Annotated in this window: 19 protein-coding genes; 11 read left to right on the top strand and 8 right to left on the bottom strand. The window is 65.1% G+C overall.

Translation table 11 applies throughout. From position 1 onward, the window contains the following. Positions 1-13: 13 nt before the first annotated feature. Both rsxB and nth read left to right on the top strand, forming a co-directional pair. On the top strand, positions 14-745 hold the full coding sequence (gene rsxB, locus AACH55_RS07580) for an electron transport complex subunit RsxB (RefSeq protein WP_338720215.1): 732 nt from the start codon (positions 14-16) through the stop codon (positions 743-745). Then, positions 742-1,392 carry an endonuclease III gene (gene nth / locus AACH55_RS07575; protein WP_338718839.1) on the top strand — a complete coding sequence of 217 codons (651 nt, stop codon included), beginning with the start codon at positions 742-744 and terminating at the stop codon, positions 1,390-1,392. The genes rsxB and nth overlap by 4 nt, the downstream gene beginning before the upstream one ends. Positions 1,393-1,398: 6 nt before the next feature. Here nth and AACH55_RS07570 read toward each other — a convergent pair whose 3' ends face one another. Then, positions 1,399-2,535 (bottom strand): branched-chain amino acid ABC transporter substrate-binding protein, encoded by a 1,137-nt coding sequence (locus AACH55_RS07570; RefSeq protein ID WP_338718838.1) that lies wholly within the window; start codon positions 2,533-2,535, stop codon positions 1,399-1,401. A 293-nt stretch (positions 2,536-2,828) separates the two neighbouring features. Here AACH55_RS07570 and AACH55_RS07565 point away from each other — a divergent pair, with 293 nt between their 5' ends. Then, positions 2,829-3,260, top strand: a complete 432-nt coding sequence (locus AACH55_RS07565) for a DUF1841 family protein (protein WP_338718837.1) — start codon at positions 2,829-2,831, stop codon at positions 3,258-3,260. A 16-nt stretch (positions 3,261-3,276) separates the two neighbouring features. Here the strand turns inward: AACH55_RS07565 and AACH55_RS07560 are convergent, their stop codons facing one another. The 5 genes from AACH55_RS07560 to AACH55_RS07540 form a co-directional block, all read right to left on the bottom strand. Beyond that, on the bottom strand, positions 3,277-3,990 hold the full coding sequence (locus tag AACH55_RS07560) for a nucleotidyl transferase AbiEii/AbiGii toxin family protein (protein WP_338718836.1): 714 nt from the start codon (positions 3,988-3,990) through the stop codon (positions 3,277-3,279). Then, positions 3,965-4,201, bottom strand: a complete 237-nt coding sequence (locus AACH55_RS07555; protein WP_338718835.1) for a hypothetical protein — start codon at positions 4,199-4,201, stop codon at positions 3,965-3,967. The genes AACH55_RS07560 and AACH55_RS07555 overlap by 26 nt, the downstream gene beginning before the upstream one ends. 115 nt (positions 4,202-4,316) lie before the next feature. Further along, the gene (locus AACH55_RS07550; RefSeq protein WP_338718834.1) at positions 4,317-4,670 is read right to left on the bottom strand and encodes a cytochrome c; all 354 of its coding nucleotides are present in this window, start codon (positions 4,668-4,670) and stop codon (positions 4,317-4,319) included. A 14-nt stretch (positions 4,671-4,684) separates the two neighbouring features. Beyond that, positions 4,685-5,005 carry a cytochrome c gene (locus tag AACH55_RS07545; protein WP_338718833.1) on the bottom strand — a complete coding sequence of 107 codons (321 nt, stop codon included), beginning with the start codon at positions 5,003-5,005 and terminating at the stop codon, positions 4,685-4,687. Between the two features lie 362 nt (positions 5,006-5,367). Then, positions 5,368-7,617, bottom strand: a complete 2,250-nt coding sequence (locus AACH55_RS07540) for a site-specific recombinase (protein ID WP_338718832.1) — start codon at positions 7,615-7,617, stop codon at positions 5,368-5,370. A gap of 193 nt (positions 7,618-7,810) precedes the next feature. Between AACH55_RS07540 and AACH55_RS07535 the strand changes: the two genes are divergently transcribed. The 3 genes from AACH55_RS07535 to AACH55_RS07525 are packed head-to-tail and all read left to right on the top strand — an operon-like array spanning position 7,811 to position 10,490. Beyond that, the gene (locus tag AACH55_RS07535; RefSeq protein ID WP_338718831.1) at positions 7,811-8,686 is read left to right on the top strand and encodes a MoxR family ATPase; all 876 of its coding nucleotides are present in this window, start codon (positions 7,811-7,813) and stop codon (positions 8,684-8,686) included. A 25-nt stretch (positions 8,687-8,711) separates the two neighbouring features. Beyond that, on the top strand, positions 8,712-9,299 hold the full coding sequence (locus AACH55_RS07530) for a GNAT family protein (protein ID WP_338718830.1): 588 nt from the start codon (positions 8,712-8,714) through the stop codon (positions 9,297-9,299). Between the two features lie 21 nt (positions 9,300-9,320). After that, positions 9,321-10,490 (top strand): VWA domain-containing protein, encoded by a 1,170-nt coding sequence (locus AACH55_RS07525; RefSeq protein ID WP_338718829.1) that lies wholly within the window; start codon positions 9,321-9,323, stop codon positions 10,488-10,490. A gap of 175 nt (positions 10,491-10,665) precedes the next feature. Here AACH55_RS07525 and AACH55_RS07520 read toward each other — a convergent pair whose 3' ends face one another. Further along, complete coding sequence (locus AACH55_RS07520; protein WP_338718828.1) at positions 10,666-10,866, bottom strand: heavy-metal-associated domain-containing protein; 201 nt, start codon at positions 10,864-10,866, stop codon at positions 10,666-10,668. 164 nt (positions 10,867-11,030) lie between these two features. Between AACH55_RS07520 and AACH55_RS07515 the strand changes: the two genes are divergently transcribed. From AACH55_RS07515 to AACH55_RS07505, 3 genes are all read left to right on the top strand, one after another. Continuing rightward, entirely contained in the window at positions 11,031-13,280 is a 2,250-nt protein-coding gene (locus AACH55_RS07515) for a heavy metal translocating P-type ATPase (RefSeq protein WP_338718827.1), read from the top strand. 2 nt (positions 13,281-13,282) lie between these two features. After that, the gene (gene cueR, locus AACH55_RS07510; RefSeq protein ID WP_338718826.1) at positions 13,283-13,699 is read left to right on the top strand and encodes a Cu(I)-responsive transcriptional regulator; all 417 of its coding nucleotides are present in this window, start codon (positions 13,283-13,285) and stop codon (positions 13,697-13,699) included. Positions 13,700-13,908: 209 nt separating this feature from the next. Further along, a complete protein-coding gene (locus AACH55_RS07505; protein WP_338718825.1) occupies positions 13,909-14,811 on the top strand; it encodes an alpha/beta hydrolase in 903 nt (300 codons plus the stop codon). 10 nt (positions 14,812-14,821) lie between these two features. Here the strand turns inward: AACH55_RS07505 and cadR are convergent, their stop codons facing one another. After that, positions 14,822-15,274 carry a Cd(II)/Pb(II)-responsive transcriptional regulator gene (gene cadR / locus AACH55_RS07500; protein ID WP_338718824.1) on the bottom strand — a complete coding sequence of 151 codons (453 nt, stop codon included), beginning with the start codon at positions 15,272-15,274 and terminating at the stop codon, positions 14,822-14,824. Between the two features lie 80 nt (positions 15,275-15,354). On the opposite strand from cadR, the gene AACH55_RS07495 reads away from it, so the two are divergent. Beyond that, complete coding sequence (locus AACH55_RS07495) at positions 15,355-17,679, top strand: heavy metal translocating P-type ATPase (RefSeq protein WP_338718822.1); 2,325 nt, start codon at positions 15,355-15,357, stop codon at positions 17,677-17,679. Positions 17,680-17,731: 52 nt separating this feature from the next. Continuing rightward, on the top strand, positions 17,732-18,160 hold the full coding sequence (locus AACH55_RS07490; protein WP_338718821.1) for a hypothetical protein: 429 nt from the start codon (positions 17,732-17,734) through the stop codon (positions 18,158-18,160). Positions 18,161-18,178 lie beyond the last annotated feature (18 nt).

Here is an 18,178-nt window from a genome sequence, read left to right as displayed (position 1 = left end):
CTGCCTGACCGCCGTGCCGCCATCCGCCACCACCGCCACCACTGCCTCAGCCACCCTGGCCGACCGCCTCGAAGACCTGCTGCCGCAAACCCAATGCACCAAGTGCGGCTATCCGGCCTGCCGTCCCTATGCCGAAGCGATGGCCGAAGGCCGCGCCGCCTACAACCAGTGTCCGCCCGGCGGTGCCGAAGGCGTGGCGCGGCTGGCGCAGGTGCTGGGGCAGCCGGTGATCCCTTTGAATCCCGCCAACGGCAGTGAACAGCCGCGCCGCCTGGCGGTGATCGATGAAGCCATCTGCATCGGCTGCACACTGTGCATCCAGGCCTGCCCGGTCGATGCGATTGCGGGAGCGGCCAAGCAGATGCATACCGTGATCGAGTCGCTGTGCACCGGCTGCGACCTGTGCGTGGCGCCCTGCCCGGTCGACTGCATCAGCATGGTCGAGGCCACGCCGGGCCGCACCGGCTGGCAGGCCTGGAGCCAGGAGCAGGCCGACGCCGCGCGCGCGCGCCACGACTGGCGCACCCTGCGCCTGAAGCGCGACAAGGAAGAAAACGATGCCCGCCTGGCCGCCAAGGCCGCCGCCAAACTGAAGGAAGTGGAAGCGGCTGCAGCCGGCACACCCGAGGAGCAAGCCGAACTGGCCCGCAAGAAAGCCATCATCCAGGCCGCCATGGAGCGCGCGCGCCTGAAAAAACTGCAGGCCGAACAAGCCAGCACCCCGACCGACAGCCAACAGCCATGAATCCGACCAAACGCCGCGAGATCTTCGAGCGCCTGCGCCAGGCCAATCCCACCCCCACCACCGAACTGGAATACACCACCCCGTTCGAGCTGCTGATCGCCGTGCTGCTCTCGGCCCAGGCCACCGACGTCTCGGTCAACAAGGCCACGCGCAAGCTCTACCCGGTGGCCAACACGCCCGAGGCGATCTACCGCCTGGGGGTGGACCAGCTCATGCCCTACATCCAGACCATCGGCCTGTACCGTACCAAGGCCAAGAACGTCATCGAAACCTGCCGCATCCTGATCGAGCAGCATGGCGGCCAGGTGCCGGAGTCGCGCGAGGCGCTGGAAGCCCTGCCCGGCGTGGGCCGCAAGACGGCCAACGTGGTGTTGAATACCGCCTTCGGCCATCCCACCATCGCGGTGGATACGCACATCTTCCGGGTGTCCAACCGCACCGGCATTGCACCGGGCAAGGACGTCGATGAGGTCGAGCGCAAGCTGATCAAGTTCGTCGCGCCGGAATTTCGTCAGGATGCGCACCACTGGCTGATCCTGCACGGGCGCTACACCTGCATCGCGCGCAAGCCGCAGTGCTGGAACTGCATCATTGCCGACCTGTGCGAATTCAAGCAGAAAACGCCACTTCCGGCCAAGGGCGTCTGAGGCGCGCTAGCGCGCAAGGCCGTGCATGCGCGCTATCGGCACCCAGCGCTGGTCCTGAACTTCATACAGGGTAAAAGTCGGGTTGAGCAGGTCGCCTTCCTCATTGAAGGCCACCGGTCCGCTCACCCCCTCGAAACGCAGCCGGTGCATCGCCCGGGCGACGGCATCCGGATCAGTACTGCCGGCATGGCGCAGGCCGAGGATGATGGATTGCGCCGCTTCATAGGCGAAGACGGCATAGAGGTCCATGTCCGAATCGAAGCTTTCGCTGTAACGCTGGCGGAAAGTCTTCCAGCCCGGCATCTTGTCCTGCGGCGGCCCCGGCTCCAGCACCAGGGCGCCATTGGCATCCATCCCGGCGCCCATCAGGAAGGGCAATCCCAGCGTACCCGGCGAGGCCATCAGCCGCGCATCGAGCTGCAGACGCCGGATCGACCTGGCCAGCACAGCCGCCTGCCAGTCCAGGCCACCAAAGAAGATCAGGTCAGGCTTGAGTTGGCGGGCCTGCAGCAGCGGCGCGTTGAAATCGGAGGTCTTGTCGCTGACGTTGTAGCGCGCCAGCACCTTGCCGCCCTGCGCCTCCACTTCGCGGGCGAACTGCTCGGCCAGACCCTGGCCGAAGGGAGTGCGGTCATCGATGGTCACCACCGTACGTGCGGCCAGCTTGCCCACGGCATAGCGCGCCGACCAGCGGCCTATGCTTTCGTTATTGGGAATGGTGCGAAAGATGCGTGGATACGAGAGCGCCGTCAGCTTGCGGCTCATCGCCGAGGGGGTCACCTGGATCACGCCGGCGGCATGGTAGACCGGCGCGGCCACCAGACTGGTGCCGCTGGTCCAATGCCCCACCACGCCGATGACGTGCTGGCCGACCAGATAGCGCGCCACATACTCTGCCGTGGCGGGATCGGCGCGGTCGTCCTGGGAAACCAGCTTGAGCCGGTAACGCTTGCCCCCGATGATGAGGCCGCGCCGGTTGGCCTCGTCCAGCGCCAGCTGCACGCCATTGCGCATGCTGCGGCCCACGCTCATGGAAGGACCGCTCAAGGGGCCGGCAAAGCCAATGGCCAGCGTCTGCTCCCCGTCACCCAGCGCATCGCTGGCCGGTGCCGCGCTGGCGCCCTGGGCGCACCAGCACGACATTGCCACGGCGAGGCACGCCAGGGGCCACGTCCATGAATACGCGCGGCGCGCTGACCGGATCGGGCTTCCACCAAAACGCATGCATTATTCCTTCTCGCTGCCCGGCCTGGCGTTCCCCCATCGCGCCATGGCGATGCGGCCGGGTCCTCTCTTGGATGAATTATTCTGATGCTTGTCTTTGGGAAAGAATATTACTTCATCTGCGCATACCCTGCCGCAGGCTGCACAGCGGCCTCTGAAGCGGGACGCAGACCGGCGTAGAATAGCGCTTTGTCCCCGATTGACGCACCGCCATGTTCACGCCGTCCCAGCACGATGTCCGCCGCTTCTTCTGCGAAGCCTACCGCAAGCACCAGGGCAACCAGGTGCTCACGCCCCTGGAAGCCATCGCCCGCGACTGGATCCTGCAGCACCCCGAATACCACGATGCCCTGCGCGACGTCGAAGAAGCGCTGGCGGCCGACTATTCGGTCGAACGCGGCCAGAGCAATCCCTTTTTGCATCTGTCGATGCACCTGTCGATCACGGAACAGATTTCCATCGACCAGCCTCCCGGCATCCGTGGCGCCTTCCAGCTGCTGGCGCAGCGCCGCGGCTCGGAGCATGAGGCCCATCACGAGATCATGGAAGCCCTGGGCGAAATGATCTGGAATGCCCAGCGCAATGGCTTGCCGCCGGATGGGGCGGCTTATATCGAGAATATCAAGCGGCGGGCGCAGGGCTGATCAGCAAGCCCCGGGCTCAAACCGCCGTTTGACCAGGACGTGCGCGCTGCAGGAGATCAGGAATGCGCGCCACCAGCCCCTGATCCATATGCATCTTCTGCAGGCAAGCTGCAAGATAGGCAGGATCTGCAATCAATCCCAATGCCTTGTCATAAGCAACATCGATGCTCTGGCCATAGGCCAGACGCGCCTTGTCCCAGGCTGCTGCCGGAATGATGCCCCAATGCTGGATCATCAATGCCAGATCGATCAGGTCACGGCTCAAGGCGGATTTATCGCCCCAGCGGTCAGCGTTGGCCAACAGCTTTTCGGCATACATGTCCTCGCGTGAAAGGACAGGAACGCCCAGTCGCGCATTCATACCGCCTGCAACGGCAATACGACCCTCGCTGACCACCTCGAACTTGACCGCCACGCCATCGACCTTGACGAAGGTCCGGATGCCATAGCGATCCGCACGCACCTCTCTGGCCAGCTCCACAGGCGCTCGCAGCATGGCACCCAGGGAGGCATTGGTAATGGTGTTGCGCAATGCACGGTATCCGTCTTGCGAACTGCAGAGAAAATCCACATCCAAGGATTCCCGATACTCATCCAGCATCAGGACAATGGCCGTGCCGCCCCCAAAATAACAGCCGCAGGCCAGCAGGAAATCAGCATCCAGGGAAGAAAGCAGCTGCGCGATACGGCGATGATGGGGTCGCTCAAACATGCAGGATGCCATGGCCATATTGGCGCACCAAGCGGTCCAGCACAGCACGTTCCCGGGGATCCAGCGCTTCCTGGTCGACGAAGCGCCAGTTGCGCTCATAAAGGTCGAACGCCTCCTCGCCCGTAATCGCATCATGGGGATCACGGTTCCATGCGATCAGGCGCAGCTGGGGAAGGTCCCCGATCAGAAGGAGATCGGCTGTAGCGTTCATGAAACGATTATGCATCATGAACAAATCATTATCAAACCACTCTGCCGGCGCTCACCGCACCAACTGAAGGCAACAAAAAGCCACGCCGCAACACCCAGCCGGCGTGGCTTTTCCCATGCAGGACAGGCGCAGCTTACTTGCGCACCACCAGGCTCCCCGGCAGGCTGTGCAGATAAGCGGCGATGTCGTTGATGTCGCGGTCGGTCAGGGGCTTGGCCTGGGCCGACATGATGGCGTTGTTGCGCCCGTTCATGGCGGTGTCGCCACGGCGGTAGGCGGTCAGGGCGTGCTTGAGGTAGTCGGCGTGCTGGCCGGCCAGCTTGGGATAGCCCGGATCGATGGGCGAGTTGTAGTCCTTGCCGTGGCAGGAGGCGCAGTTGTACTTCTCCACCAGCGCGCGGCCATTGGCCACGTCGGCGGCGCCGGCCGCTTGCGACAGCAGGGCCGTGGCGGCCAGCAGCGACAGGGCAATCAGGTTGTTCTTCATCTCGTGGCTCCCCCTTACTTCTGCTGCGAATAGTAGGCGGCCAGGTCGGCGATATCCTGATCCGACAGCGTGGCGGCCACGCCCATCATGGAAGGATGCTTGCGCTCCCCCTTCTGGTAGGCACGCAGCGCGTTTTCGATGTACCTGGCGGACTGGCCACCCAGCATCGGCACCTGATAGACCTCGGGATAGCTGGCCTTGTAGCCAGGAATGCCGTGGCAACCGATGCAGTTGGAGATTTTGTTTTCGGCAGCCTTGGCATTGCCAACGATGTCCGCCGCGGACGCACTGGCAAGCACGCCAGACAAGGCAAGAAACACGATGTGTTTTTTCATGTGAGCAGGGTAAGTGATTGGACTTCCCATCCGTCCCGCATCAACCTGCGCGACGGACACCCGACGAAACGCATCTTTTGCTGCCAGCGGCAAACTTTTTCGTGCTTGTTCGATTGCCCTGGTGTTGCAGGTTTGGCTGTTCTGCTGTGGCTCAACCGGTGTTTCGGCTCAAGCGTGTCTCTCCACTCCCCCTGCCTTGCGCAAAAAACGTTTTCGATTCTAACCAATAAAACCGGCAGCGTCATCCCTGCCCGCAAACCCGGCCGATCCGCCGCAATCGCCCGCCCGGCCTTGCCAGACGGGCGATGGAGAGATTATTTGCACTGCAACATCAAGGGCGTGCCCTCGCACTGACGCCAACGCTAGGCGACATGCCGCGTCGCCTGAACATGCATATCTTGCCCGCGCTCAACTGAAGCCAGGCGCGGTTGCGGGTCACGCTGGGGCGGGCCACCTTCACCCTCATCATCGTCGTCCTCGTCGTCGCCGGACGCATCCTGCACCGCCGCATTGTTTTTTTGCGGCAAGATGAAGAACAAGGGCCGTGCGACGAAACGGCGCAACACCGCACGCATGGCGATATTGCGGGCGCGGCGCGGGAGGTCGCGCGAGCGCAGCGCCAGCGCCAGGGCACAGGCGAAGGCCACCGCCACCGACAGCAGCGCGGTGACGGCGACACCGCCTGCAGCCAGCCAGAAGGCCGGCGTCAGCAGGCTCTCCCAGCCCAGGCTGAAGACGGCCGCAGTCAGGGTGCCCGCCGCCAGCGTGACATGGCGCACATCCAGCGGCAGGCTGAAGAAGGCCGCCACCACCGGCGCCATGCCCAGCAGCAAGGCCAGCGCCACGCTGCCGGCGATGGTGGCGACATTGCGCTCCAGCCAGGCAGCGCAACGCTGGGCGCGCAAGGCGCCCAGGCCATGCACCAGGCGGCGGTGATTGGAGACCACTTCGCGCACCCGGCGCAGGGCGAACCAGTTGTCGGCAAAACCCGCCGCCAGACTGGCCAGCCACAGCAGCACACCGGTCAGCGCGGCATACAGGGGCGTGGGGCCCACCAGCGAGAGCGCGGCGATGGCATGGCGCGCCGCATCGGGCGGCATGGGCTTGCCACCCAGCGCAAACCAGCCCAGCGCGCACAGAGCGGCCGTGACCGGGATCACCCCCAGCAGGTTGCCAAAGATGCCGGCCGACTGCGAGCGCAGCAATTGTCCGGACTCGCCGATGAGGTCGCGCATGCCTTCGGCATCCAGGTCGCCCATGCGCGCAGCCAACGCGGGCGCAGTCACGGCGGGCTGGCGTGTGGCCAGCACACCGCCCAGCGCGGCAATGAGCAGGAAACTGGCGGCATAGTTGAGCGAGGCCAGCGCGCCATCGACGAAGTGCACCACGCCCAGCGTGGACAGGCTCTGCTTGACCAGCGCCGTGGCGGCGATGACCGCTCCGCCCAGCAGACCGGCCCGCATCACCCGGCGATAACCGGCACCGTCGCGGGCGATGGCCTGTTCACGGTGGTCGGCATTGCGCTCCACCATCTTGCGCGCCAGCAGGGCAAAGCTGCGCCGCATCAGGCCGCGCACCGAATCGCGATGATGGTGCGCCGAGATCAGGTCGCACAGCAGCAACTGCATGCGCCCCGCCCCGGCCAGCGCCGCCGGCCTGGCTGCCATGCCCGGTACGGCCGGACTGATGACCGGCCCCGGCACGCCGGAGCGCACGTCGATCAGACGCCCGATGCGCTGCAGATGCGCGCGCATGCGTTCGACGCGATAGACCAGGCTGACCGACACGCCATACTCATCCAGATGCGCATAGATACGATCAGTCTGCGCATGGCACACCGCCACCAGCATGCGCACACTGCGCAGGGCGCCCAGATCGCCCGGCTGCGCGCGCAGCCAGGCCTCCATCTCGCGCCGCAGCGCCAGGAAAGGCGTGGCGCGCATCGGCATCTTGGGTTCCAGCCGCTGGCGGAAGGCCGGGCTGATGCCATCGGCCACCACGGTGGTGGTGAGATAGGTGATGGCCTCCTCGATCTGCTGCCAGTACATGTGCGAGATGCCGTCGTCGGCCATCAGCTTCCACAGGCGCTGCAGCAATTCATTGTCCAGTTCGAGCAGCCAGGCGGCATCGTCCGGGTCGGGGAACATCGCCGTAAAGAGCGAAGACAGGTCGGTCGGCGACAGGTGGCGCGGCAGGATCAGCCGCGCCAGACGTTCGGAGAGTTCGCCGAAAAAGCCGGGTTCATGCGGCAGGCCGGTGGTGGAAAAGAGTTCGGGACCGCTGGCTTCGCGCAGGGTCTTTTGCAGCGCGTTCTGGACCGTGCGGCGCACGTCGCGGTGCTGGTCCAGCCAGTCCAGCATGATGGCCAGCCGCTGGCGCCGCACCTGGTGCCAGGCCTGGCGGTCCAGCAGCGACACCGCCGGCCGGTGACGCAGCCACTCGGCCACGTCGATCATCCAGTTGGCCCGCTCGTGCCAGCTGGCAGCGGGATCGATGCGGCGCATCAAGACCTCGATCTGCCGGCCCACATCATGACGGTCCATGTAACGCGCCTGCATGCCGTGACGCATTCGTCTCCACACCACCAGCATCTTGAAGAAAAGAAATTTCATAGGCAGTGAGCGCCTGGGGCGCTGTCAGTTTGTTACATGCGTAGCCACTGATATAGGAACGATTACGCCAATTTCAAGCGCTCGCTGGGGTGGGCAACTTTTCCCTTATACTCAGAGAAATGTCCGGCATGGCTGCTGCAATGCCGCATCCTCCCGACACCCCGACCACTGCAACCTGACAAGGACAGCATCCATGCCAGATCATTCCGCCGCGCCCGCCACCCCGATCAAATTTTCCGGCAGTGAGCACTACGTCGCCACCGATGACCTCAAGCTGGCGGTCAATGCCGCCCTCACCCTGCAACGCCCGCTGCTCATCAAGGGCGAGCCCGGCACCGGCAAGACCATGCTGGCCGAGGAAGTGGCGGCCGCACTGGGCCGTCCGCTGCTACAGTGGCACATCAAGTCCACCACCAAGGCCCAGCAGGGTCTCTATGAATACGATGCCGTCTCGCGCCTGCGCGATTCGCAGCTGGGCGACGAACGCGTCAAGGACATCCACAACTACATCGTCAAGGGCGTGCTGTGGCAAGCCTTCACGGCCGAGGAACCGGTGGTGCTGCTGATCGACGAGATCGACAAGGCCGACATCGAATTCCCCAACGATCTGTTGCGCGAGATCGACCGCATGGAGTTCTACGTCTACGAGACGCGCGAGCTGGTGCGCGCAAAGCATCGTCCGCTGGTGGTCATCACCTCCAACAACGAGAAGGAGCTGCCGGATGCCTTCCTGCGCCGCTGCTTTTTCCACTACATCAAGTTCCCGGACAAGCAGACCATGCAGCAGATCGTCGACGTGCACTTCCCGCACATCAAGCGCGACCTGCTGGCACGGGCGCTGGATGCTTTCTATCAGGTGCGCGACGTACCGGGCATCAAGAAGAAGCCCTCGACCTCGGAACTGATCGACTGGCTCAAGCTGCTCATGGCCGAAGACATCCCGCCCGAGGCCCTGCACAACCCCGACAACAAGGCCGTGGTGCCGCCGCTGCACGGTGCGCTGCTCAAGAACGAGCAGGATGTGCACCTGTTCGAGCGCCTGGTCTTCATGTCGCGCAACCACCGCTGAGCCTTTTGCCCCCACCGGAGCCGCCATGCAATTCCTCTCGCCGATCACCTTGAAGGGCCAGTTCGCCACCGTCGAGCCGCTACATCCCGAGCATCACGATGCCCTCATTGCCGCCGTCTCGGACGGCAAGCTGTGGAAGCTCTGGTACACCGCCATCCCCAAGCCGGAGAACATGCGCGCCGAGATCGAACGCCGCCTGCATCTGCAGCAGCAAGGCAGCATGCTGCCCTTCGTGATCCGCCGCAACGATACCGGCGCGCTGTGCGGCATGACCACCTACATGAATGCCGATGTCACCCATCGCCGCGTGGAAATCGGCTCCACCTGGTACGCCGCCAGCGCCCAGCGCACCGGCATCAATACCGAGTGCAAGCTGATGCTGCTGACCCACGCCTTCGAGGACATGCACTGCATCGCCGTGGAGTTCCGCACCCACTGGATGAACCAGCAATCGCGCGCGGCCATTGCGCGGCTGGGGGCCAAGCAGGATGGCGTCCTGCGCAACCACCAGCGCATGCCGGACGGTTCTTACCGCGATACGGTGGTGTTTTCCATCATCGAATCGGAATGGCCGACGGTGCGTCGTCATCTCCAGTTCAAGCTGGGCCGCTGAGGCCGCTCGCAGGCCGAACCCATGCTGATCGATTTCTTCTACACCGTGAAACAGGCTGGCGTGCCGGCCTCCATCAAGGAATTCCTGACCCTGCTGGAGGCGATGGACAAGCAGGTCATCTCGCCTTCACTGGATGAGTTCTACTATCTCTCGCGCCTGACACTGGTGAAGGATGAGGCGCATTTCGACAAGTTCGACCGTGCCTTTGGCGCCTACTTCAAGGGCATCGACACCCTCTTCGAGAAGCGGCCGGAGATTCCGCTGGAATGGCTGGTCAGGCAATTGCAGCGCGAGCTTACGCCCGAGCAGAAGGCCGCGATAGAGAAGTTCGGCTATGACAAGCTGATGGATCGCCTGAAGCAATTGCTGGAAGAACAGAAGGAACGCCACGAAGGCGGCAGCAAATGGATCGGCACCGGTGGCGTTTCGCCTTTCGGCCACGGTGGTTACAACCCGGAGGGCATCCGTATCGGCGGCAAGGGTGGCCAGCGCAGTGCAGTGAAGGTGTGGGAAGAACGCGAATATCAGGACTACGACGGCGAACGCGAACTCGGCACGCGCAACATCAAGGTGGCGCTGCGCCGCCTGCGCCGCTTTGCACGGGAAGGACTGGACGAAGAACTGGCACTGGACGACACCATCCGCGCCACGGCCAGCAATGCCGGTTACCTGGACATCCGCATGCAACCCGAGCGCAAGAACAAGATCAAGGTGCTGATGCTCTTTGACGTGGGCGGGTCCATGGATGACCACATCGCCCGCACCGAGGAACTGTTCTCGGCCGCGCGGACCGAGTTCAAGAACATGGAGTTCTTCTACTTCCACAACTGCGTCTATGACTACCTGTGGAAGAACAACCGCCGCCGCCACGCCGAGCGTTTCCCGACCTGGGACGTGCTGCGCAAGTACACGCCGGACACCAAGCTCATCTTCGTGGGCGATGCCACCATGAGCCCCTACGAAATCATGCAGCCTGGCGGCGCGGTGGAATACAACAATGCCGAAGCGGGTGCCGAGTGGCTGCAACGCTTTACCAGCAGCTTCCCGCATTTCGTCTGGCTCAATCCCGAACCGGAAGGGGTATGGCAATACCGGCAATCGATCACCCTGATCCGCCAGCTCATGAACGGGCGCATGTTCCCGCTGACCATGAACGGGCTGGAAGGGGCGATGCGACTGCTCAGCAAGTGAGCCGCCCCCCTCTGGCAAAACAAACTGCCGTTCGGCCTCGCCGCCTTGGTGGAACAAACTACCGTTCGGACTGAGTAGCCGCAACGCGGCGTATCGAAGGCGCGCCGTCAGGCAATCATCGGAGCGCCTTCGATACGCCGCAAGCGGCTACTCAGTCCGAACGGGTTGTGAGGACTCAGACAGCCACCGGCGTATAGCCCGCTTCCTCGATGGCCTCGGCAAACTGTTGTGCCGGCAGGCTGCTGTCGATGACCACGCGCTTGTCGGCCACTGCGATATCGACCCTGGCATTGGCATCCACATCCTTGACGGCCTTGGTGATGACGCCGGCACAGTGGTTGCAGGTCATGTCATTGACGGTGAAGGTGGTGCTCATGGCGTTTCCTTTCATGAAATGAGGACAATGCCTGAAGCTTAAACCTTCCTGCCGTGGCAAGGTCAAGCGCAGGAATGGACATCCATGCGAGAATCGGGCTTGACCTTACCATCATGGGAAGGATGATGATGCAAGCGTCGATTCATCCTTCCGGAGCTGTTGCCATGCGATCCTCTTCCCCTGCTGCCGCCGAGATCAGCCTCGACATCGAAGGCATGAGCTGTGCCTCCTGCGTGATGCGCGTGGAAAAGGCGCTCAAGAAAGTGCCCGGCGTGACCGCGGTCAGCGTGAACCTGGCCACCGAACGCGCCAGCATCGCCACCGCCGATCCCATCGCCCCCGCCACGCTGATCGCCGCCATCGAAAAGGCCGGCTATCAGGCGCACCAGCATCTCCCCGAAGACACCGCGAAGCCGGCTGCCAAGCCGCGCTTGCCCGGCTGGTGGCCGGTCGCGCTGTCAGCCGTTCTTTCGCTGCCGCTGGTGCTGCCCATGCTGCTGGCCCCGCTGGGGATCACCTGGAGCCTGCCGCCGCTGTGGCAATGGCTGCTGGCTACCCCGGTGCAGTTCTGGCTGGGCGGGCGCTTCTATCACGCCGGCTGGGGCGCATTGCGGGCGCGCTCGGGCAATATGGACCTGCTGGTAGCCCTGGGCACCAGCGCGGCCTACGGGCTCTCGCTCTGGCAATGGCTGAGCATGCCGGTCATGGATGAGCACGTGATGGCCACGCCCCATCTCTACTTTGAAAGCTCGGCCGTGGTCATCACGCTGGTGCTGCTGGGCAAGTGGCTGGAAGGCCGCGCCAAGCGCCAGACCGCCGATGCCATCGCCGCGCTCAATGCCCTGCGTCCGGATCGCGCCCGCGTGCGCCGTGACGGGCAAGACATCGAGCTGCCGCTGGCGCAGGTGCGCGTGGGTGACCTGGTGGTGCTGCGCCCCGGCGAACGGGTGCCGGTCGATGGCGTGGTGCGCGAAGGCCGCAGCCATGTGGACGAAGCGCTGCTGACCGGCGAGAGCCGTCCGCAAGCCAAGGACGTCGGTCACAGGCTGGCTGCCGGTGCCATCAATGCCGAGGGCGTGCTGGTGTTCGAAGCCACCGCCATCGGCGCCGAAACCATGCTGGCGCGCATCGTGCGCATGGTGGAACAGGCCCAGGCGGCCAAGGCGCCGATCCAGCGTCTGGTGGACAAGGTAAGCGCGGTCTTCGTGCCGGCCGTGCTGCTGCTGTCGGCGCTGACCTTCCTGGCCTGGGGCTTGCTGGCGGGCGACTGGCAACAGGCCCTGCTCAATGCCGTGGCGGTGATGGTCATCGCCTGCCCCTGTGCGCTGGGCCTGGCGACGCCCACGGCCATCATGGCCGGCACCGGCGTGGCGGCGCGCCACGGCATTCTCATCAAGGATGCGCAGGCGCTGGAGATCGCCCATCGGGTCGACGTGATCGCCTTCGACAAGACCGGCACCTTGACCATCGGCCGTCCGCGCCTGACTGAACTGGCAGCGGCCGATACCAGCGGCACCGATGACGAGACGTCATTGCTGGCCCTGGCAGCCGCCCTGCAAGCGCGCAGCGAACATCCGCTGGCGCGCGCCGTGCTGGAAGCCGCAGCGGCGCGTCAGGGCTTGCCGGTACCGCCGGCCAGCCAGGTGCGCAGCGTCGCCGGGCTGGGCATCGAAGGGGAAGTCCAGGGCCGCGCGCTCTGCCTGGGCAGCAGCCGCTGGATGCAGCAGTGGCAGGCCAGCGCCCCCGCCCTGCAAGCGCGCGCCGAACAACTGCAGGCCCAGGGCCGCACGCTGTCCTGGCTGGCAGAGCGCCGTGCAGAAGGCGTGCAGATCCTGGGCCTGCTGGCCTTTGGCGACGAGATCAAGCCCGGTGCGCAACAGGCCATCGCCACCCTGCATGCGCTGGGCGTGCGCACCGCCATGCTCAGTGGCGACAACCAGGGCGCCGCGCAGCAAGTGGCTGCCGCCCTGGGCATCCGGGAAGTCCACGCCGAAGTGCTGCCGGGCGACAAGGCCGCGACCGTCGCTGCCCTGCGTGAAGGCGGCGTCCACGTGGTGGCGATGGTCGGCGATGGCGTCAACGACGCGCCCGCGCTGGCGGCGGCTGACGTGGGCATCGCCATGTCCACCGGCACCGACGTGGCCATGCAGGCGGCCGGCGTGACATTGATGCATGGCGACCCGGGTCTGGTGGCCGATGCCATCGACATCTCCCGCCGCACCTACGGCAAGATCCGCCAGAACCTGTTCTGGGCCTTCATCTACAACCTGGTCGGCATCCCGCTGGCCGCCTTCGGCCTGCTCAACCCCATGCTGGCGGGCGCGGCGATGGCCTTTTCCAGCGTCAGCGTGGTCAGCAACGCCCTGTTGCTGCGCCGCTGGCGGCCGCATGCGCCCGTCAACACACAGGAGTGAAGATGAATATCGGAGAAGCCGCCCGCGCCTCGGGTGTCTCGGCCAAGATGATCCGCCACTATGAAGAAACGGGGCTCATTCCCAAGGCCGGCCGCACCGACGCCGGTTACCGCGTCTATAGCCAACGCGACGTCCACCTGCTGCGCTTCATCCGCCAGGCGCGCCAGCTGGGCTTCTCGATGGCCCAGGTGAGCGACCTGATCGGGCTGTGGCTGGACCAGTCGCGCTCCAGCCGCAAGGTCAAGCAACTGGCACAGACCCACATCGGCGAACTGGACCAGCGCATCCGCGAATTGCAGACCATGAAGAGCACGCTGGAACGGCTGGTGCACGACTGCCACGGCGACCACCGGCCCGACTGCCCCATCCTCGACGCCCTGGGCTCGGATTGCTGTGCCAGCCAGGCGACGCCCGCATGAACCCGCTGCGTCGAAAGCCAGCACCGCCCACACGGCGTGGATGATGGAGGCGATCCTGCAAAAATGGTAAAAATATTCACCTGCTGAAAATATTACCGGCCTGCAGCCCGCGCCCGGACTTGGGGCGATAATCAAACTTCATATGCCGTTCAAAACCGGCTTATCCGGGCCGCTCCGGCAAAGCCAACGCAAGCGAGGGGAACGCCGTCATGCCACAGACCAACCACCTGAGTTTCGTCGAGACTGACAAGCTGCGCATCGGCTTTGAAACCAGCGGCCCGCCCGAGGACCCCGCCGTGATCCTGCTGCATGGATGGCCGGATGACGTGCGCACCTGGGATGCCTTCCTGCGCCCACTGCGCGCGGCCGGCTACCGGGTGATCCGCCCCTACCTGCGCGGCTGCGGGCCCACCCGTTTCCTCTCTGAATCGACCCCGCGCAGCGGCCAATTGTCCGCGCTGGCCACGGACCTGATGGCCTTTGCGGACGCCCTCGGGCTGCAGCGCTATTGGGTCATCGGCCACGACTGGGGCGCGCGGGCGGCCTATATCGCGGCGTCGCAGACCCCGGAGCGCATCATCGGCTGCATTACGCTGTCGGTGGGCTGGGGCACCAATACGCCGGACCAGAAACTGTCCCTGCAGCAATCGCGCAGTTACTGGTATCACTGGTACTTCGCCACCCCGCGTGGCCAGGCCGAGCTACGCGCCGACCGCCGCAGCGTTGCGCGCTTCATGTGGAATACCTGGTCGCCCTCCTGGAAATTTGCCGAAAGCGAATTCGCCAATACCGCCGCCTCCTTCGACAATCCCGACTGGGCCGATATCTGCGTGCATTCCTATCGCCATCGCTGGGGCTTCGTGGACGGCGACCCTGCCTATGCGGCGCTGGAAGCCAGGCTGCAGGAGACCCCGCGCATCATGGTGCCGACCCTGCTGCTGCACGGCACCGAGGATGGCGCCAATCATCCGGCCAGCTCCGAAGATAAGGAACGCTACTTCGGCAATGACTACCGCCGCGTGCTCATCCCCGGCGCCGGTCATTTCCCCCAGCGCGAAAAGCCGGACGAGGTGATTGCGGAAGTCCTGGCCTGGCTGGGCCGCCCGGCCTGACTGTCCGGCTTCAGTGGCAGCCGCCGCCGTGGCTGCCGAGCCTGGCCGGCTTCATGTCGTCTGGCAGGCTGGCCAGGCCCTGCAGGATGCCGCAGTCGCGCGCCGGCTGTTCCATTTGGCACTGGGCGCGCAACTGGTGCAGCTGTTCCTGCAGCGCCTGCAACTGCGCGATGCGCTGGGCGACGTGGCCGATGTGCTTGTCCAGCAAGGCGTTGACCTCGCCGCAATTCTGCTCGGGTGCATCGCGCAGGCGCAGCAGTTCACGCACTTCGTCCAGCGTCATGTCCAGCGAACGACAATGGCGGATGAATTGCAGCCGCTCCACGTGGCGCGCGCCATACAGCCGGTAGTTCGACTGCGAACGTGTCGGCTCGGGCAGCAGCGCTTCCTTCTCGTAATAACGGATGGTTTCCACCGGGCAATCAGCCTGGGCGGACAGCTCGCCGATCTTGAGCGTATCCATGTGATCCTCGCTTGACCTTGTAGTTACTTCAGGGTTTTTAATATACCCCTGAAACCTGTTGGCTGCACAAGGAGCACCGGATGGCTGCACATACCCACACGCACGATCACGAACATTCGCATGACCATGACCATGAGCACGGCCATGCCCATCGTCACGTCCCCGAGGCGCACGGCTGCTGCGGTGGCCATGCGTGCGGCGGCGACAAGGCGGCCTCTGCGCCGGTTGCGGCTGCGCGCCTGGAGGGCGCGACCGAAGAGGCGGTCTTCTTCATCCAGAAAATGGATTGCCCCACCGAAGAAAAGCTGATCCGCGAACGTCTCGCGCAGATGCCCGGCGTGGGCGCGCTGGAATTCAACCTGATCCAGCGCGAACTGACGGTGCAACACCAGTTGCCCTCCATCGCCCCGCTGGTCGATACGCTCAAGGCGCTGGACATACTGCCCGCCGTCAAATCCGATTCCCTCGATGCCGAGGCCGGTCGCGACGCCCCCGACCAGGCCGCCGCCTACCGCATACCGGCGCGCCGCTGGGCGCTGCTGGGCCTGGCCGGTGTCGCTGCGCTGGGCGCCGAAGTGCTGGCCTGGACCAGCGGTGATGAACGCTCGCTGCCGGTGATTGCGCTGGCGCTGGCCGCCATCCTGCTGGGCGGCCTGGGCACGCTCAAGAAGGGCTGGATCGCGCTGCGCAACTTTTCGCTGAACATGAACTTCCTGATGTCGCTGGCCGTGATCGGCGCCGCCGTTATCGGCCAGTGGCCGGAAGCCGCCGTGGTGATCGTGCTGTTCACCCTGGCCGAGATGATCGAGGCGCTCTCGCTGGACCGCGCCCGCAACGCCATTGCCGGCCTGATGGCGATGACGCCCGACATGGCCACCCGGCGCGGCGAGGACGGTGTCTGGTCAACTGTACCGGTCCGTACCGTGACAGTCGACGACACTGTACGGGTCGCCCCTGGGGAACGTGTACCGCTGGATGGCCTGGTACTGTCCGGGAGTACCAGCATCAACCAGGCCCCCATCACCGGGGAAAGCATACCGGTACAGAAAGAGGCCGGTGACCCGGTGTTTGCCGGCACCATCAATGAGCAGGGCGCCTTCGAGATGCGGGTGACCGCTGCGCAGGGCGACTCCACGCTCGCGCGCATCGTCAAGAGCGTGCAGCAGGCGCAAGGCCAGCGCGCGCCGACCCAGCGCTTCGTGGACAACTTCGCGCGCTACTACATCCCGGCCGTCGTGGTGATGGCCGTGCTGGTGGCGGTGCTGCCGCCCCTGCTGGCCGGTGCGCCCTTCCAGCCCTGGCTGTACAAGGCGCTGGTCCTGCTGGTGATCGCCTGCCCGTGCGCACTGGTCATCTCCACGCCGGTGACCATCGTCAGCGGCCTGGCCTCGGCGGCCCGCCACGGCATCCTGGTCAAGGGCGGGGTCTACCTGGAACAAGGCCGCCTGCTGCGTGCGCTGGCACTGGACAAGACCGGCACCCTCACCTTCGGCAAGCCGCGCGTGACCGATGTGGTGTCACTGCAAGCGGATGCGGACCAGCCAGCCCTGCTGCAACTGGCCGTCTCGCTGGCCGCGCGCTCGGACCACCCGGTCTCGCGGGCCATCGCCGATCGGGAAAATATCGTCACCCTGGAGGTCAGCGAATTTGCAGCACTGGCCGGACGCGGCGTGCAGGGGCGCATCGCCGGTCAATCGCTTCACCTGGGCAATCACCGCCTCATCCACGAGCTGGGCCAGTGCAGCCCGGCACTGGAAGAGCGCCTGCAAGCCTTCGAGAAGCAAGGCAAGACCACCACCCTGCTGTGCCGCGAAGGCCAGCCGCAATTGCTGATCGCGGTGGCCGATACCGTGCGCCCGAGCAGCAGGGAAGCGGTAGCCGAGCTGCGGGCGCTGGGTGTGGACGTCATCATGCTGACCGGCGACAACAGCCACACCGCGCAAGCCATTGCCCGAGAGACCGGCATTGACGATGCCCGCGGCGACCAGTTGCCCGACGACAAGCGCAAGGCCATCGAACAGCTCAGCGCGCGCCACGGCGTACGCGGCGTGGGCATGGTCGGTGACGGCATCAACGATGCACCGGCACTGGCGCGCGCCGACATCGGTTTCGCCATGGGCGCGGCCGGCACCGATACGGCGCTGGAGACGGCCGATGTGGCCCTGATGGATGACGACCTGCGCAAGATCCCCGACTTCATCCGCCTAAGCCGCAAGGCCCATACCGTGCTGGTGCAGAACATCAGCATCGCGCTGGGCATCAAGGCGGTGTTCCTCGCGCTGGCGCTGGCGGGCATGAGTTCGCTGTGGATGGCGGTGTTTGCCGACATGGGAGCCAGCCTGATCGTGGTCTTCAACGGCCTGCGGCTGGTGCGCGGTTTGCGCCAGCGCAAGGCCGCCGCCTGAGTCCGGCCGTACAGGTTGCCCGGCGCCGCGCCGAGCGTCTATACTGCCGCCCATGATGCTGCGCGCAAAATTCCTCCTGCTCTGGCTGCTGGCGCTGGCGATTCCTCTTCAGGGTGTCGCCGCCGTCTTGCAGGCGTGCGCGCCGGCCATGCAGCATCACGCTCCGGTAGCGCAGAGCCCGCAGATGCCGCATGAGCATCATGCGCATCACGAACATCAGGCACAGCATGACGATCACGCCGGTGACGTTGCGACCATGCAGATGGCCACCGCCGATACCCCCGATACACAGCATCAGCAACACCACGCCAACGCCTCCTGCAGCTTCTGCGCCGCCTGTACCGTCGGCGGCCTGCTGCCGCTGGCCTTGAGTGCGCCGCCTGCCCCTGATCTTCCCTCGCGTGAATTCATCGCGCTGCCGGCTTCCGGCTTCGTCGGCTATCTGCCGGAAAACCCCGACCGGCCCCCTGCCCTCGCCTGATCCCGCCTTGCGCACAGT

It is taken from the genome of Herbaspirillum sp. DW155, from assembly GCF_037076565.1.
Taxonomy (GTDB): domain Bacteria; phylum Pseudomonadota; class Gammaproteobacteria; order Burkholderiales; family Burkholderiaceae_D; genus Herbaspirillum.
This window is presented reverse-complemented; position numbering and strand designations above follow the sequence as displayed.